We start from the raw sequence: 15,497 nt of genomic DNA on the forward strand, positions 1-15,497 counted from the left end.
TCTCGGGCAAACCCGCGTTCGGGACGGAACGATGCCCGGGGGCTCGCATCGAGACGGGTTGCCCAGACGCGAAGTGAACCGCTACATTTCTATGTATGTACATGTATCTATTTGCTGAGGCGGAGAATCCGCAGCTCAACCGGAAGGATCGATCGTGAACTGGCTCTACCTCGCGATTGCGGTGACCTTCGAGATCGTGGTCGCCATCGCCGCCGGCAAGGCCGAGGGCTTCAGAAACCTTCGGTGGACGATCGCCACGCTGGTCAGTGGTGGCGTGGGTACCTACTTTCTGAGCCTGGCGCTGCTCACCTTCGACGTCGGTGTCGGCTACGCGATGTGGACCTCGGTGGCGGGGATCGGGATCGTCGTGCTCGGGGCCCTGCTGTTCGATCAGCGCCTCACCTGGCGCAAGGCGCTCGGCATCGCGATCATTCTCGGGGGAGTCGCCGGGCTGCAGCTCACCGGCGCCGCGTAGCGCGACCGAATCCGCACGCATCCACCTCACCGCATCGAAAGGACTCAACGATGTCCACCGGCATCGCTCGTGACAGCAATCTCGGCGCCTGGCTGGTTCTACTCCTGGCCGGAGGATTCGAGATCGGCTACGCCCTGTCCGTGGGCGGCAGTCACGGCTTCACCGTGCTGTCCTGGTCGCTCGTCGCGATCGTGTTCTTCCTGCTCACCCTCTTCGCCCTCAGTGTCGCCCTCAGGCACATCGACGTGGGTATCGGTTACGCGGTCTGGGCCGGAATCGGTGCGGTCGGGGCCGCGCTGCTCGGGCCCGTCCTGTTCCGCGAAACCCTGAGCCCTGGCAAGGCATTCTGGCTGGCGGTCATCGTCGCGGGCGTGGTGTGGCTGAAGCTCGCCGACCGGCCCGGTAAGGCGCCCGACCCGTCGTCGGCCCACGCCGAGGCACCGCTGCCGGACCCGCACGGTGCCTGACACCCGGCCGGCGACGCTGCCGGTGCGGTCGCACCGGCAGCGTCGCCGTAGCGGCGGCGACCGGCACGGTCCCGTGTTTGAATGATCGTGCCGAATGGAAAGGATCGCGATGACCTACCGTGCCGAACCCACCCGCTACGAGGGCTCGATGCAGTACCGCCGCACCGGCCGGTCCGGGCTGGATCTGCCGATGCTGTCGCTGGGCTTCTGGCACAACTTCGGGGATGATCGCCCGTTCGCGGTGCAGCGCGAGATCGCCTTGCGCGCATTCGATCTCGGCATCACGCATTTCGATCTGGCCAACAACTACGGCCCGCCGTACGGTGCGGCCGAGATCAATGCGGGGCGGCTGCTGCGGGAGGATCTGCGGGCATATCGCGACGAGCTGATCGTCTCGACCAAGGCCGGGTGGGACATGTGGCCCGGGCCCTACGGGCAGGGCGGTGGCTCCCGCAAATACGTGCTGGCCTCGCTGGATCAGTCGCTGTCGCGACTGGGACTGGATTACGTCGATATCTTCTACTCGCACCGCTTCGACCCCACGACTCCACTCGAGGAGACCGCCGCGGCGCTGGATACCGCGGTGCGCGGGGGCAAGGCGCTGTATGTCGGCATCTCCTCCTACGACAGCGAGCATTCGGCGCGGATGGCCGCGATCCTGCGCGAGCTGGGCACCCCGCTACTGATTCACCAGCCGTCGTATTCGATGCTGAACCGCTGGGTGGAGACCGAGGGCCTGCTCGACACCGCCGCGGCCGAGGGATTCGGGATCATCGGCTTCACCGCACTGGCCCAGGGCCTGCTGACATCCAAATACCTGGACGGGGTCCCGGCGGGATCGCGCGCGACGCAACACAAGTCGTTCCAGAACGACCTGCTGACCGACGCCATGATCGATCGCCTGCGCAAACTCGACGCCCTCGCGCAGCGTCGCGGCCAGACCCTGGCCCAGCTGGCGCTGGTGTGGGCGCTGCGCGATCCGCGGGTGACCTCCCTGGTGATCGGCGCGTCCTCGGTCGGCCAGCTCGACCAGAATGTCGCGGCCCTGGGCAACGCGACGCTGAGCCCGGAGGAGCTGAACGAGATCGATGCGCTGCTCGACGACGACGGCGCGGTCGACCTGTGGCGTTCCGCGCGGCAGGGGACGCTCTAGCGGAAAAGCGCGCCGGGGTAGTGGCTAGGACCCCTTCAGGAATCTGAGGTAGAACGCGCCGAATATCAGGACGATGCCCACATTCACCATCAGGCGTGCCCAGAAGTGCTGGCGGAAGAACAGAACGTCGAGCCCGACCACGACGACCACCATTGCGAGCACATAGAGCACGATGGTTGCCTTTGTTCCCATGTGCGGGAGAGTACCCGCGTTCGCCCCACGATTCCGGGGACGCGGAAGGAAGTTATGTGGCGTACATGGTGTCGTCTTCGCGTCGTCGAACGGTGGGCGCGGGACGATTCATTCGCGCGAGCCGATTCCGACCGGCACACGTGCCGCAGTGCTGCGAGTGCATTCATGCACGAGGTGAATTGTGTTGGGCCGGGGGACCTTGGGACCTGTTCCGGCGGTGGGCGCGGCGGTAGGCTGCCAGGATCCGCATGGTTCTCGGGGGAGGCATCAGGAGGTGCCGAGTCATGGAGACCAAGACCGATGAAATCGCCGACGGCATCTATCGACTGTCCACGTTCATTCCCGATGTCGGGCCGACCGGGTTCACCTTCAATCAGTTCTTCGTCGACGCCGCGGAACCGCTGCTGTTCCACACCGGTATGCGGGCGCTGTTCCCGCTGGTGTCCGCGGCGATCGCGCGGATTCGGCCGGTCGAGCAGCTGCGCTGGATCACCTTCGGCCACGTCGAGGCCGACGAGTGCGGCTCGATGAATTTCTTCCTCGCCGCCGCACCGCAGGCCCAGGTCGCGCACGGAGAACTCGGATGCGCGGTGTCCCTGGACGATATGGCCGATCGGTTACCGCGGCGGCTGGCCGACGGCGAGATGATCGACCTGGGCGATCGGCAGATTCAGCACCTGGATACTCCGCACGCGCCGCACAACTGGGAGTCGCGGGTGCTGTACGAGCTGGCCACCGGCGTGCTGTTCTGCGGGGATCTGATGACGCAGCTGGGTGACGGCCCGGCGCTGACCGGCGCCGACCTGGTGGAACCGGCGACGATGGCCGAGGACGTGTTCCATCCGACCTCGCTGGGCCCGGCGGTATCGGCTGCGTTGCGCCGGTTGGCGCGGCTGCGGCCGACGACCCTGGCGATCATGCACGGTTCCAGCTTCAGCGGGGATTGCGAGACGGCATTGAATGATCTGGCGAGCGTCTACGACGATCGGCTCGCACGCGCCTGAACGATTCGGCTCGGCGTTATCCTGCGGTGAAGGCCGAGCGGGCAGCCGTATGCGCGAGACGTGCGTCGTTGCATCACATCGCCCGGCAGTGCGGGCTTACAGCCCGAGGCGAGTGACAGCGTTGTCCTCCAACGGATTCGCGGTCCGGATATAGCCGTGCACCGTGCGCGGATTGGCCCAGCGCCCCTGGCGCATGATTTCGCGGTCGCTGGCGCCGCCGAGCGCGGCCTGGGTGGCGAAACCGGCGCGCAGCGAGTGGCCGGAGAACAGCTCCGGATCCAGGCCCGCCTTGGCCGCATAGCGTTTGACGAGTTCGGCGACCGCGCGACCGGACATCGCGGTGGCGGCGATCGTCCCGTGCCGCGAAATCGACGGGAACAGCGGCAGTTCCGGGTCGGTCAGGGTGGTGCCGGTGAATCCGTGGCAGCGGTGGATGGCCGGGTCGGTGGCGGGCAGCTGCTCGAGCCACGCGCGCAGGCCGGCGGGCCCGTGCTCGATGTGTGCCTCGCGCAGTCGAATCCAGTCCGCGCAGGCGCAGACCGGGCAGGTGCGCGGGCGCTGGCCGCGGGGCAGGGCCACGCGCTGTGCGGCGACGCCGGTGGGGTCGGTCTTGGTCGCGGGCAGCTGAATCAGCAGGATCGGCTCGCCGCTGGCGTGATCGGTGTCCACGCGGATGTCGGCCAGGCGCAGGCCCGCGATCTCGCTGCGGCGCAGCGCACCCGCGAAGCCCACCAGCAGCACGAGTGCGTCGCGGCGGCGGGCCGGTTCGGTCGGCCAGCCGGACTCGGGCAGCCCGTCCAGGAGTTGCCCGAGGGTGTGCAGCAGCACCGGGCGCTTGCGATGCGGCTGGGTGCGGCGGGTGCGGCGGATGCCGCGCAGGGTCAGCCGCACCACATCCGAACGGGTCGGGGAAGCCAGGCCGTTGGCCGCGTGCACGGCGGCGATGGCGGCGCTCTTGCGTTCCAGGGTGGCCGCGCCGAAGGCCCAGCCGCCCGCGGGTTTGCGGGCGTCGGCGGCCGCGGCCAGATACACCGCGACGTCCAGGGGATCGGCGGGCAGCGCCACGCGGCCCTCGCCGGCGCACCATGCCGACCAGGCGATCCAATCGGATCGATAGGCGCGCACCGTATTCGGCGACTGCGAGGCCTCGAGATAGCGGCGCAGCGCGGCGGCCTGCTCGTCATCGAAACGCTCGCGAACCCGTTGCAGCGCAACCGCATCCACCAGCACGCTGCGCACCCCGCGCCGCAGCTGCGACCGCACCGGCTCGGGCACCGCCACATGTCCGCTCTCACCCGCTGTGCTCATCGCCGCCCACCGTACCGCGCGGGCGCCGGTCGAACGGATCTCCCGGGCCCGGTTTCGGTAATGGCCACCGGAATTCGTGACGGCTCGTATCGGCGCGAGATGAGGAAGTCGAGGCTGGCGTGGGAGATCCGGTCGGCGTCGAGGTGGGCGCCCTCGCGAATGACGGTGGACGGTGCGGGGAATCGGCCGGTGGCGAAGGTCCGCTCTAGATGGGGTGGTCGTTGCCCGGCAGGTTGATGGTGTGCCGGTAGTGGAGGCGTCGGCCGGGGGCGGGGGTCTTGGCCAGGTAGGGGGCCAAGGCGCGGGAAACATCGGCGATCATGTCGCGGAATTCGTTGTCGTCCAGCCAGAATCCGGCGGTGCGGTAGCCGACGCCGTCGCGGCGCAGGTCGATGTCGCCGCGATCGAGGTAACGGTCGAAATCGCCCAGGACGCCGGCGATGTAGGCCAGGAAGGCGCGGCGGTGGTCCTCGGCGGACATCGCGGCAAGCTGCTCGTCGGTGATGTGTGTCGCGGCCAGGTGCAGCCGGTAGGTGCGTTCGACGGTGCCGCGCACCCGCCGCTGGTCGACCACCTGCAGAACTCCGGCCTCGACCAGCCGCGCGATATGACGGTAGAGGCTGGCGGGGGAGACATCGCCGAGTTCGGCGCCCAGCTCCGCGGTGGTCAGGGTGCGATCGCCGAGGAAGGCCTGCACGATCCGCAGCCGGACCGGGTGGAGCAGGAGTTCTGCACACCGCCATGACCGACCCGACACCGGAGGTTCCGGACGTGCAGGGCAAGGTTGCAGGCATCCCGTACGACTGGCGGCGTCCCACCTGGGCGCGCCTGCGTGCCCGCTGGTGGAACCCGAACGACCCGCGCCTGTTCACCCCCAAGTCGTTCGGCTGGGGCTACGACGTGAACTTCTATCGCCTGCTGCACGCGGGCCGCCGCGACTGACGGGCCTCCTTCCGTCACGCGAGAGGCGGGGCAATGCTGCCCCCGCGCCGCCGGGCGCGGGGGCAGCGCCCGTGGCCGCGCGTCATCGTGCCGCGGTCGATCAGCTGACCTTCCGCTCTACAGCTTGCGGATCCTGACCGCGGTGCCGTACGCGCAGATCTCCTGGCCGTCGCCGCCGAAGTCGTTGGCGTCGAAGCGCATTGCCAGCACGGCGTGCGCGCCGCGCTCCCGGGCATGCTCGATCAGTCGCTGTTGAGCCTCGATTCGGCTGTCGTACAGCATCTTCGTCATGCCCTTGAGCTCGCCGCCGAACATCGACTTGATCCCGGCCCCGAGTTGCGAGCCGAGGTTCCGGCTGCGCACCGTCAGCCCGAACACCTCGCCCAGCACCTCGACCACCTCGTATCCCGGCAGATCGTTCATCGTGCTGAGCAGCATCGCGTCGGCATCGGTCTGTGCGCTTGCGTCGATCTCGTTGACACTCATGTCCTGTCCCTCCTGAAGTCGATCTTTACCCCTCGATCCTCGGCAGTCCGCGGCGATCCCGCATCACCCCCAGGTCCCGATCGAGGTCATCCTTTGGTCGCTGCCCAGGTATGACTCACGCCCGCCCTGGGGTTGCGCGAAGCGAGCAGCCCGATGCAAAGAGGCTTTGCAAAGACTATTTGCATGATTTAGGCTGACTGCCGTGGCCGATCAGTCCATCCCTCAGACGATTACCGACGTGACTGTGCTGCGACTGCTCACGCATCCGGTACGCCGGCGCATCGAGGAGCAGTTGCGCCGCGGGCCGGTCACGGCCACCACCCTCGCGCAGGTGCTTGGCGAGAGCACCGGGCTCACCAGCTATCACCTGCGGCAACTCGCCAAATACGGGTTCGTCGAGGAGGTTCCGGAGCTGGCGACCGGCAAGGAACGCTGGTGGCGCGCGGTCCCCGGCGACCGCCGGTTCCCGCCGTACAGCGCGCAGACCGCCGACATGCGCGCGGCGAGTGCGGAAATGAGCCGCAACAATCTCGCCGAACTCGTCGAGCTCTACGAAGTATTCGAAAGGCAGGCGCCCGACCTCGGTGAGTGGGCCGATGCATTCCTGTTCTCCCGCGCCACTATTCGCGTCGATCTGCCGCAGCTGCGGGAGTTCTTCGAGGAATACATCCAGCTCGTCCAGCGCTACGGCCTCGCTGCCGACGACGCCGGAGACGAGCGAAAACCCGTGCTGGTAAGGCTCTTCGGGTTTCCCGAGACCTGAGTCGGCTTCGAAAGGCATCGAACATGCGTTCTCCGCGATCCCGCGTCCTGGCCCTGCTGGTGATGTCGTTCATCGTGCTGTTGACCCCGGCCGCCGGTGCCGATCCCGAGTCCGGCACTGTCTCGTCGCCCCCGGGGCGGGACGTCACCTTCACCGGCGGTGGCGGGCTGCGGCTGCACGGCACGGTAATCGCCTCGGCTGCACCGCATTCCACCGCACCCGGCATCGTCCTTGTCGGCGGTTCCGGCCCCGGGCCCCGCGCGGAATACCTCGCCGAGGCCCGCGCCTTCGCCGCGGCCGGAATCACCACGCTGATCTACGACAAACGAACCACCGGCTACTCGCGCACCCACCGCGACCTGAATCTGCTCGCCGACGACGCCCAGGCCGCGCTCGAAACGCTGCGCCACACACCGGGAGTGCGGCCCGACCGGGTCGGGCTGTGGGGATTCAGCGAGGGCGGCTGGGTCGTACCACTGGTCGCCGCGAGATCCGCCGACGTCGCATTCCTGGTCACACTCGGAGCCCCCGGGTTCACGCCGTTGCGCACCCAGACCTGGAGTCTGGCCGAAACCCTGCGCCACCACGGCGATACCGGTCCGCTCGCGGCCACCGTCGAGGGGCCCGCCGCCCGACTGGTCGGCGAGACCGGGGCATTCCCCGCGGCCGAATTCGATCCCCTCCCGGCACTGCGCGGTGTGCACGTCCCGGTACTCGCGCTGTGGGGCGATCACGACGTGCAGGCCGTACCCGCGGAAAGCGCTGCGGTGCTAAGGAATACGCTCACCGGATCCGATTCGGTCACTATTCGCTTCGTCGCCGGCGCCGCCCACAACGGGCGCTCGACCACCGACGGCTTCGACCGCGTCGGCGCCCCGGCGGGGCCGGGTGCGCCGAAGGGCGCCTTCGCTCCCGGCTACCTCGATGCCATGACAACGTGGGTCAACCAGGTCGCGAACGGCACCCCAGCGGTCTCCTCGGCGCAACCGTATCCGGCTCAGGCCCTGTCGAGCGTCGACCCCGGCCACGGCTGGTGGACCTCGGCGTGGGTGCAGTCGATCGTGCTGGCCATGGTGCTGGTGGTCTTCCTCGGATACCTGCCGGTGTCGTGGATGAACCACCGTCCCCATCGCGCCCGCCGATCCGCCCGGCTGCTGGCAGTGTGCGGGCTGGGCTCGCTGGTCGCGACCGTGGTGTACGTGGAGTCGATCGTTGCCGACGATGCCCGGACCGTCGGCCCGGTGGTGGCCGATCGACCGCTCGTGTGGTTGATACTGCAGGGCCTCGCCGTACTGACCGCCGTGTTGCTGGTCGTTACCGCGAGCACCGCGGTGCGCGGCCGGGCCGGGGTAGCCGCGATGTCACGCGCCGGGCTCGGTGTCCTACTGGTCACCGGGTGCGCCTGGCTGGCCTGGGCGATCGCCTGGGGGTTGTTCTCGATCCGATGATCGCGGACCGGGGGCGTCCGAAGCTGCTTCGAACCTCGTGGGCTGCAATAGTGCGGGGGCGCGTCAGCTGTACGAGCGGCTCACGAAACCGTCGGGGCGGACCAGCACCGTCCCATACGGCCAGCCGTCCACGAGGTGCACCGGAACGTCGGCCTCTATGCCGGGATCGGCCGTGAATACGCACCACTGCGATCCGATGAGATCCAGCGTGGACACCCCGTCGGCCACCCACATATGCGGTAGGCGCGATCCTGGGGACCCGTCGAGGTTGAGGGCGACGTCCTCGGTGGAGGGAAGTTCCGCGCCGCCGTACCGGTAGCCCAGGTGCACCACCGGCGCGTTGATCGCCCCTGCCGCCTTGCGCGCCGCTGCCATGTCCTTCCCCCAGTGCAGGGACGGATCGTTGACCCGCAGGCGCGCCTGCTCCATCGTCATCAGGGCCACCGGATGGCGTTCGGTGTGATAAGTCTCCAGCAGTTCGGGTCCGGCCTCACCGCGCAGCACATGCGCGAGCTTCCACGCCAGATTGTGCGCGTCGGCGATGCCGGCGTTCAGCCCGAACGCGCCCAGTGGCGGAATCGCATGCGCCGCGTCGCCCACCAGGAAGACCCGCCCGACGGACAGGCGATCGGCCACCTGGCCGCGCCCCCGGAACCTCAGCACGCTGCGAATCTCCACCTCGATCGACGGGTCGCCGAGCGCGGTGCGGATGAGCTCGGGAGTCGGTTCGGTAGCGAGCCCGGTGAGGAACACCCATTCGCGTTGGCCGTCGACGGTCACCAGTAGGCCGGTCGCGTCCGGATGCTCGATATTGCACATGGCGAACGGTTCGCGCGGACGCAGATCAGCGCGGAACAGGACGCTCGTCGTCTCCCTGCCCATCACACCGGGACCGGTGAGGCCGACGCCGAGGACCCCCCGGACCCGGCTGCGCACCCCGTCGGCCGCCACCAGGTAGCGCGCTCGCACGACACGCCCGTCGGACAGGCTCGCGGTGACGCCGTCGGAGTCCTGCTCGAACGAGTCGAGCGCAACGCCGAACTCCACGTCGCCGGCTTTGGTGATCAGCACGCGGTCGAGCAGGTTCTGTCCGCATGTGCCGCGGATACGGGCCGGTGTGTAGGTGAGTTCGGCCGCGGTTTTCACCTTCCAATCCACGCCTTCGGCGAAGTCGGCCTCGGCGAGCGTGCGCCCCCGGATCTTCCCTGCCCGCAGGTCGACCGCTACCTCGTTGACCGCCTGATCCAGGCCCACCTCGCGCAGGATCTCCACGGACCGCGACCCGATGCCGGTGGCCCTGGGGTGGGGCGAGAGCTCCGGCTTCTCGTCGACGACCAGGGGCTTGACGCCGTGGTGGCACAACAGCACCGCCAGCATCAGCCCGACGGATCCGCCGCCCGCGATCAAAACATCAGTGGATACAGTGTGCCCGTTCATGGGCACACTGTACCCACTTCTGTAGACTCCTGTCCATGTCGCTGATCTGGGAGCGTGACCCGTACCGTTCGAAAAGGCAGGCCCTGAGCGTGGAGCGCATCGTGGCCGCGTCCGTCGCCATCGCCGACACCGAGGGGGTCGACGCGCTGTCGATGCGCCGCGTCGCCGCCGAACTGTCGACCGGCACGACCACGCTCTATCGCTATGTGGACAGCCGCGACGACCTGCTCGACCTCATGGCCGATGCGGTCCATGACGACCATGCGCCGCTGACGGGAGATTGGCGTGCCGACCTCGAGGCGTACGCCCACCACGAACGCGAGCTGTGGCTGCGGCACGTTTGGCTCGCCCCGCTGCTGGCCACCCGGCCATCGCTCGGCCCCAACTGGTTGCGCGGCCTGGAACACGCACTCACCGCAGCCGCGCCGCTGACCTCCGACATCGCCGCCGCAGCCTCGGCCGTCGGGCTGATCAGGGACTACGTGCGCGGCGCGGTCATTCGCGAGCTCGCCGAGAAACAGACCCAGCAGCGCACCGGTCAGACCGAGGACCAATGGCGCGCCGCCGTCGCCCCCTACATGCGCAAGGTCATCGACAGCGGCGCATATCCCTTGGTTTCGGGCATGATCAAATCCGCCGACCTGAGCCCGGCCGAACAGTTTTCGTACGGGTTGCGCCGGATCCTCAGCGGGATCGCGGACTCGCAGCAGAGGGCGCAGTGATCACCAGTATCGAGGCCGACCCGGTGTGATACACCCGCTCCGAAGGCGATTCACTCGGGATCCGGCTCCGGCATATGGTGAACTGATTCCCATGACTCGCACCGTGCTCTACGACGACGGCCTGGTCGAGCTCGACCAGGAGGGAATCACCCTGCGCCGCTACTACTTTCCGTGGGCCGGCAGCAAACGTATCCGGTACTCCGACATCCGCGGCGTAGAGCAGCACGAGATGGGCACCTGGACCGGTAAGTGGCGGCTGTGGGGCAGCGGCGATCTGCGGCACTGGCTGCCGCTGGATGTGAATCGGCCCCGCAAGGACATCGCGATCGAGCTGGACCTGGGCGGATACGCGCGGCCGACGTTCTCGCCCGAGGATCCCGCGCGGGTGACAGCGCTGCTGAGCGAGCACGTCGGGGGCTGACTCCGCCCGGGGCGCATGGCTACTGCCGATAGGTGGCCAGGAATCGGCCGATGCGTTCGATGATGGCCTCCAGGTCGTCGGCGTGGGGGAGGGTCAGGATCCGGAAGTGGTCCGGGCGCGGCCAGTTGAACCCGGTGCCCTGTACGATGTGCAGCTTTTCCTGGAGCAGCAGATCCAGCACGAACTGCTCGTCGTCGTGGATCGGGTACATGTCCAGATCGATGCGCGGGAAGGCGTAGAGCGCCCCCTTCGGGGTGACGCACGAGACGCCCGGGATCGCGTTCAGGGCCTCCACCGCGCGGTCGCGCTGCTCGCGCAGCCGCCCACCGGGCAGCGTCAGGTCGAAAATGCTCTGATGCCCGCCCAGGGCGGCCTGAATCGCCTGCTGCGCAGGAACATTCGCGCACAGGCGCAGGCCCGCGAGCATCGTCAGGCCCTCGAGGTAGCTCTGCGCGTGCTGGGTGGGGCCCGAGACGACCAGCCAGCCCGAGCGGAATCCGGCGCACCGGTAGCTCTTGGACAGCCCGGAGAAGGTCAGGCACACCAGATCCGGCGCCAGCGAGGCGGTGGCGGTGTGGGTGAGGTCGTCGTAGAGGATCTTGTCGTAGATCTCGTCGGAGAACACCACCAGGCTGTGGCGTCGGGCGATCTCGAGGATCTGGCGCAGCACCTCGGGCGGATACACCGCGCCGGTGGGATTGTTCGGATTGACGATGACGATCGCGCGGGTGCGGTCGGTGATCTTGGCCTCGATGTCGGCCAGATCCGGGTACCAGTCGGAGGATTCGTCGCACAGGTAGTGCACCGCGCGCCCGCCGTTGAGGGTGGTCGCGGCGGTCCACAGCGGGAAATCCGGCGCGGGGATCAATACCTCGTCGCCGGTCTCCAGCAGCGCGGTCAGCGCCATCATGATCAACTCGGAGACCCCGTTGCCCAGGAACACCTCCTCCACGTCGACCCCCTGCACGCCCAGGGTCTGGTAGTACTGCACCACCGCGCGCCGCGCGGGCAGCAGTCCCTTGGAGGTGCAGTAGCCGCTCGAGGCGGGCAGGGCGCGCACGATGTCCTGCAGGATCTCCGCGGGCGCCTCGAAGCCGAACTGCAGCGGGCTGCCGGTGTTGAGTTTCACCACGTGGTGGCCCTCGGCCTCGAGGCGCGCGGCGTGTTCGGCCACCGGACCGCGGATCTCGTACGACACACCGGCGAGCTTGCTCGACTGCTTGAGCTGCATGAACGTCCCTCCTTGAAGTTGCTGACGCACACTCTACTTGGAAATTCCAAGTTTGCACTTGGAATTTCCAAGCGTTCGGCTACAGTGAGGATCGTGCCCCGCCGCAACTATGACCACTACTGCTCGGTGAGCCGCGCCCTCGAGGTCGTCGGCGACCGCTGGAGCCTGCTGGTGGTCCGCGAATTATGTTCGGGCCCCAGGCGATACAGCGATCTGTTCGCGGACCTGCCCGGCATCAGCACCGACATACTCGCGGCCCGCCTGAAGGATCTCGAGCACGACGGCATCCTGACCCGCCGCCGTGTCGGCCCGCGCGCGGCCACCGCGGTCTACGAGCTGACCCCCTCCGGAGCCGCGCTGCGCCCGGTGCTCGCCGCGCTCTCGGACTGGGGCACCGCACGCCTGGGTCCGCGCCGCACAACCGATGCGATGCGGGCGCACTGGTTGGCACTGCCGCTGGGCCGCGCGGTCGCGAACGAGGTGCCCGACGGCACCGTCACCGTGCGCATCGGCGAGGCGGCGTTCCACTACGTCATCACCGAGACCGGCATCACCCATCACGACGGCCCCGCCACCGCCCCGGACCGCGAATACCGGCTCACCCTGGACGACGCCATCGATATCGCACAGGGCACGCGCCCCCTGGCCGAAGCGGCGGCAAGCAGCGAATAGCCTTACATCCGAGGGTGATCGGTGCGGACGATCGACGCCTGCGATGCGGGGGCGTCAGAGGGTAGCGATCAGCAGTTCCTCCGAACCGGCCGGGCGCAAGCCGTCGGTGCGGTCATGGAAGTAACGGTTCGTCAGGTCGGCGGCCGCGGCGGTCCGCGCTGCACCGAATCCCGCTTCCCCGGCCAGATCCCGGAATCGCTCGGGGGAGTAGAAGCTGATGAACGGTGTGCCGGAGGCCTGCGCGCCGCGCTGGGCGTACTCCCGCAACGTGCGCTCGGCCGGATCTATCAGATCCATCGGGAGCATATAGGTCATCGCCAGCGTGGATCCCGGTGCGAGCGTGGCGATCTGGCGCAAGGTGGCGAGATTCGTCTCGTGGGTGAGATACATCGACACACCGGTGGAGGCCACGACTGCGGGGCGTGCCGGGTCGAAACCGGCCGCCAGCAGCCGCTCCCACCAGGAATCGACCTCGAAATCGCAGGGGACCAGCCGCAAACCCGGGGGAACGCCGAATCCGAGCTCCTCGAGCCGCTGCCGTTTCCAGGCCTGCGGCTCGGGCTGATCGATCTCGAAAACCGTGACGGCCGAGGCGATCTCGGGGCGGCGCTGGGCGAAGGTGTCCAGCCCCGCCCCGAGCAGGACGCACTGCTCCACCCCGCGCCCGGCCTGCTCGGTGATCAGATCCTCGATGAACCGCGCCCGCGCCACGACCCAGGCGCGCATCGGTGCGGTGGACGCGGGATCCATGTCCCGCGCTCACGCCAGCCGTCCGCGGGATCGACCAGGCGCAGCCCGATGTCGTCCTCCAGCACGTGCGGGGCCGGGTCGACCAGGGTGTGCAGGGCGCGCCACAGCGCGACCCGGACCGCGGTGTCCTCCGGTGCGAGTACCCGATCCTCAGGCATGGTCGCGCTCGATTCCGGGTGCGGCCTGCAGCGTCCACAGCCGGCCGTCGGGATCGCGGACGGTCATCTCCTTCGTCCCGAAGTGGGTCTCCTCGAAATCGGTGACGACCTCGGCCTCGCCGTCGAAGCGGACCGCCGCGGGATCGGGAACCCGCAGCACCAGCTGTGCGGTGGGCTCCTCGTGCGGGACCTCGGCCACGAAGATGTAGGGCCCGTCGCCGTTGCGGAACAACCCGGAGTTGTGATCGGTGGTGAAATCGGGTTCGTAGCCGACGGCCTGCATGAACCGTGCGGCCTTACCCCAGTTGCGGGTGGTCAGGTAGACCGCCTCGATGCCCTCTGTCGTCATGCTCGTTCCTTTCCGGACGGTGCGTCGTCTGCGGGGGCGGCGTCGTCGAGATAGGCGCGCAGCGCCTCGGCCACCAGCGCCGACAGCGACTGCCCGGACTCGATGGCCCGGAATTTGACCTGCTTGATCAGCTCGACCGGCAGATACACGTTGAACTGCTTCACCTCGTCGCCCACACCCCGACCCTAGCATGCTAGCAAGCTAGGGTGCAACGGGATGTGGGGCTCCGAATCGCGTTCTCGGGCGACGGCCTCACACCGTCTCGACCCGGAACACCGCGATCCGCTCGGCGCTCGCGGCGACGTCGTCGGGCGACGGGCTCGGAGACAGGCCATTGTCGGCGTAGCGCTTGCCGACGCTGGCCGGGCTTTCGGTCACCAGTTGACGCAGCACCGGACGGCGCGCCTCGACCGGCAATTCGACCAGCCGGGCCAACCGCGAGCGGCGGCCACGGGTCAGGGTGACCTGGTCGGCGGCCCGGGCGTTGGCCACCCAGGCGGCCTTCGGGAAGGCCTGCACGATGTAGTGCTGACCCGCCACCGGTACCACCGCGATCGCGAACGTCCGTAGTTTGCCGGTGCGTCGGCCGGCGAGGGTCAGCAACTGCATCGGGCCGAACGCTATGCCGACTCGCTGCAGCCCGATCATCATGAAGTTCGCGGCGTTGACCAGGCGTCGCTTGCGTTGCTGGCTCGACATGAGCTGCACCTCCAGTGGGTAGTGAGTGTTTACTAACCGTAGTGTGGGTGAGTACTTGCTAACCTGTCAAGAGATGATCGGACATTCCGACGCCGCAAGGAGGACAGGATGAGTGCAGACGCGCGGGCGGCATCGCCACGGGCACGGTCGACCCGGATCCGGATCCTCGATGCCGCCTCCACGGTGATGACCGAGCGCGGTCTGGCCAATGCCACCACCAAGGAGATCGCGCGCACCGCAGGCTTTTCCGAGGCCACGCTGTACAAGCACTTCCAGGACAAGGAGGAGCTGTTCCTGACCGTCATGCGCGAACGGCTGCCCGCCGAATTCGTGGGCTATCTCGCCGCGCTGCCCGGCCGGGCCGGTGACGGTTCGGTCAGCGGTCGGCTGCGGGAGGTTGCCGCCCGCGCGGTGCCGTTCTATCGGGAGCTCGCGCCGATGCTGGGCGCGGCGTTCGCCCAACCGGACCTGCTGGCCCGGCATCAGGAAGCGTTGCGCGCCACCGGATTGGGCCCGCACCTGGCCCTCTCGGCGCTCGCGGACTACCTGCGCGCCGAGCAGCGCCTGGGCAGGCTCACCGGGAAGGCTCAACCCGACATGCTCGCCGCGCTGCTGCTCGGCGCCTGCTTCCAGCGCGCCTTCCTGATCGCGTTCGAGGGCGAGCATCTCGCCGATCGGCCCGCCGACGAGTTCGCCCGCAGCCTGGTCGACAGCCTGCTATCGGAGTAACCGGATGTCTCCCGGGAAGTGCTCACGCCGTGGCGAAGATTCCGTCGACGGTACGGGTGAGCCCGGAATACCGGGGGACCGTAACGAATTG

20 protein-coding genes and 1 pseudogene are annotated in these 15,497 nt (G+C 68.4%); 11 read left to right on the top strand and 10 right to left on the bottom strand.

Going from position 1 to position 15,497, the window contains the following annotated elements; genetic code table 11:
• Positions 1-154 precede the first annotated feature (154 nt).
• The 3 genes from KO481_RS23650 (at position 155) to mgrA (ending at position 2,095) form a co-directional block, all read left to right on the top strand.
• On the top strand, positions 155-475 hold the full coding sequence (locus tag KO481_RS23650; RefSeq protein WP_215919776.1) for a DMT family transporter: 321 nt from the start codon (positions 155-157) through the stop codon (positions 473-475).
• Positions 476-525: 50 nt separating this feature from the next.
• Positions 526-942 (top strand): DMT family transporter, encoded by a 417-nt coding sequence (locus KO481_RS23655; protein ID WP_215919777.1) that lies wholly within the window; start codon positions 526-528, stop codon positions 940-942.
• A gap of 109 nt (positions 943-1,051) precedes the next feature.
• A complete protein-coding gene (gene mgrA, locus KO481_RS23660) occupies positions 1,052-2,095 on the top strand; it encodes an L-glyceraldehyde 3-phosphate reductase (RefSeq protein ID WP_215919778.1) in 1,044 nt (347 codons plus the stop codon).
• 24 nt (positions 2,096-2,119) lie between these two features.
• Here mgrA and KO481_RS23665 read toward each other — a convergent pair whose 3' ends face one another.
• Positions 2,120-2,287: a hypothetical protein gene (locus KO481_RS23665; protein WP_215919779.1), complete on the bottom strand. Its 168-nt coding sequence runs from the start codon at positions 2,285-2,287 to the stop codon at positions 2,120-2,122.
• 284 nt (positions 2,288-2,571) lie between these two features.
• Between KO481_RS23665 and KO481_RS23670 the strand changes: the two genes are divergently transcribed.
• Complete coding sequence (locus KO481_RS23670; protein ID WP_215919780.1) at positions 2,572-3,291, top strand: oxygen-binding di-iron domain-containing protein; 720 nt, start codon at positions 2,572-2,574, stop codon at positions 3,289-3,291.
• 96 nt (positions 3,292-3,387) lie between these two features.
• On the opposite strand, the gene KO481_RS23675 is transcribed toward KO481_RS23670, so the two are convergent.
• Both KO481_RS23675 and KO481_RS23680 read right to left on the bottom strand, forming a co-directional pair.
• Positions 3,388-4,599: a site-specific integrase gene (locus KO481_RS23675; RefSeq protein WP_215919782.1), complete on the bottom strand. Its 1,212-nt coding sequence runs from the start codon at positions 4,597-4,599 to the stop codon at positions 3,388-3,390.
• Positions 4,600-4,804: 205 nt separating this feature from the next.
• Entirely contained in the window at positions 4,805-5,356 is a 552-nt protein-coding gene (locus KO481_RS23680; protein ID WP_215919784.1) for a helix-turn-helix domain-containing protein, read from the bottom strand.
• Between KO481_RS23680 and KO481_RS23685 the strand changes: the two genes are divergently transcribed.
• A complete protein-coding gene (locus tag KO481_RS23685) occupies positions 5,341-5,541 on the top strand; it encodes a DUF5808 domain-containing protein (protein ID WP_215919786.1) in 201 nt (66 codons plus the stop codon). The two genes, KO481_RS23680 and KO481_RS23685, sit on opposite strands and share 16 nt — an antisense overlap.
• Before the next feature lie 117 nt (positions 5,542-5,658).
• On the opposite strand, the gene KO481_RS23690 is transcribed toward KO481_RS23685, so the two are convergent.
• Positions 5,659-5,979 carry a YbjQ family protein gene (locus tag KO481_RS23690; RefSeq protein WP_215920368.1) on the bottom strand — a complete coding sequence of 107 codons (321 nt, stop codon included), beginning with the start codon at positions 5,977-5,979 and terminating at the stop codon, positions 5,659-5,661.
• A 286-nt stretch (positions 5,980-6,265) separates the two neighbouring features.
• On the opposite strand from KO481_RS23690, the gene KO481_RS23695 reads away from it, so the two are divergent.
• Together KO481_RS23695 and KO481_RS23700 are read left to right on the top strand one after the other, a co-directional pair.
• Entirely contained in the window at positions 6,266-6,790 is a 525-nt protein-coding gene (locus tag KO481_RS23695) for an ArsR/SmtB family transcription factor (protein ID WP_215919788.1), read from the top strand.
• Between the two features lie 23 nt (positions 6,791-6,813).
• The gene (locus KO481_RS23700; RefSeq protein ID WP_215919790.1) at positions 6,814-8,238 is read left to right on the top strand and encodes an alpha/beta hydrolase family protein; all 1,425 of its coding nucleotides are present in this window, start codon (positions 6,814-6,816) and stop codon (positions 8,236-8,238) included.
• Between the two features lie 63 nt (positions 8,239-8,301).
• On the opposite strand, the gene KO481_RS23705 is transcribed toward KO481_RS23700, so the two are convergent.
• Positions 8,302-9,675, bottom strand: coding sequence for an FAD-dependent monooxygenase (locus KO481_RS23705; protein WP_215919792.1), 1,374 nt, complete (start codon positions 9,673-9,675; stop codon positions 8,302-8,304).
• A 35-nt stretch (positions 9,676-9,710) separates the two neighbouring features.
• Here KO481_RS23705 and KO481_RS23710 point away from each other — a divergent pair, with 35 nt between their 5' ends.
• A complete protein-coding gene (locus KO481_RS23710) occupies positions 9,711-10,397 on the top strand; it encodes a TetR/AcrR family transcriptional regulator (RefSeq protein WP_215919794.1) in 687 nt (228 codons plus the stop codon).
• Positions 10,398-10,488: 91 nt separating this feature from the next.
• Complete coding sequence (locus KO481_RS23715) at positions 10,489-10,818, top strand: PH domain-containing protein (protein ID WP_215919796.1); 330 nt, start codon at positions 10,489-10,491, stop codon at positions 10,816-10,818.
• Between the two features lie 19 nt (positions 10,819-10,837).
• On the opposite strand, the gene KO481_RS23720 is transcribed toward KO481_RS23715, so the two are convergent.
• Positions 10,838-12,049 carry a pyridoxal phosphate-dependent aminotransferase gene (locus KO481_RS23720; RefSeq protein ID WP_215919798.1) on the bottom strand — a complete coding sequence of 404 codons (1,212 nt, stop codon included), beginning with the start codon at positions 12,047-12,049 and terminating at the stop codon, positions 10,838-10,840.
• 93 nt (positions 12,050-12,142) lie between these two features.
• Between KO481_RS23720 and KO481_RS23725 the strand changes: the two genes are divergently transcribed.
• On the top strand, positions 12,143-12,721 hold the full coding sequence (locus KO481_RS23725) for a winged helix-turn-helix transcriptional regulator (RefSeq protein ID WP_215919800.1): 579 nt from the start codon (positions 12,143-12,145) through the stop codon (positions 12,719-12,721).
• 54 nt (positions 12,722-12,775) lie between these two features.
• Here KO481_RS23725 and KO481_RS23730 read toward each other — a convergent pair.
• The 4 genes and pseudogenes from KO481_RS23730 to KO481_RS23745 form a co-directional block, all read right to left on the bottom strand.
• Positions 12,776-13,629 (bottom strand): annotated as a pseudogene (locus KO481_RS23730) (class I SAM-dependent methyltransferase).
• Positions 13,622-13,978 carry a VOC family protein gene (locus KO481_RS23735; RefSeq protein ID WP_215919802.1) on the bottom strand — a complete coding sequence of 119 codons (357 nt, stop codon included), beginning with the start codon at positions 13,976-13,978 and terminating at the stop codon, positions 13,622-13,624. The pseudogene KO481_RS23730 and the gene KO481_RS23735 overlap by 8 nt, the downstream one beginning before the upstream one ends.
• On the bottom strand, positions 13,975-14,154 hold the full coding sequence (locus KO481_RS23740) for a ribbon-helix-helix protein, CopG family (protein WP_215919804.1): 180 nt from the start codon (positions 14,152-14,154) through the stop codon (positions 13,975-13,977). Before KO481_RS23740 ends, KO481_RS23735 begins: the two co-directional genes overlap by 4 nt.
• 76 nt (positions 14,155-14,230) lie before the next feature.
• Positions 14,231-14,677: a nitroreductase family deazaflavin-dependent oxidoreductase gene (locus KO481_RS23745; protein WP_215919806.1), complete on the bottom strand. Its 447-nt coding sequence runs from the start codon at positions 14,675-14,677 to the stop codon at positions 14,231-14,233.
• Between the two features lie 108 nt (positions 14,678-14,785).
• Here KO481_RS23745 and KO481_RS23750 point away from each other — a divergent pair, with 108 nt between their 5' ends.
• Positions 14,786-15,406 carry a TetR/AcrR family transcriptional regulator gene (locus KO481_RS23750; protein WP_215919808.1) on the top strand — a complete coding sequence of 207 codons (621 nt, stop codon included), beginning with the start codon at positions 14,786-14,788 and terminating at the stop codon, positions 15,404-15,406.
• Positions 15,407-15,497 lie beyond the last annotated feature (91 nt).

Source organism: Nocardia albiluteola, assembly GCF_018860155.1.
GTDB classification, from domain to species: Bacteria; Actinomycetota; Actinomycetes; order Mycobacteriales; family Mycobacteriaceae; genus Nocardia; species Nocardia albiluteola.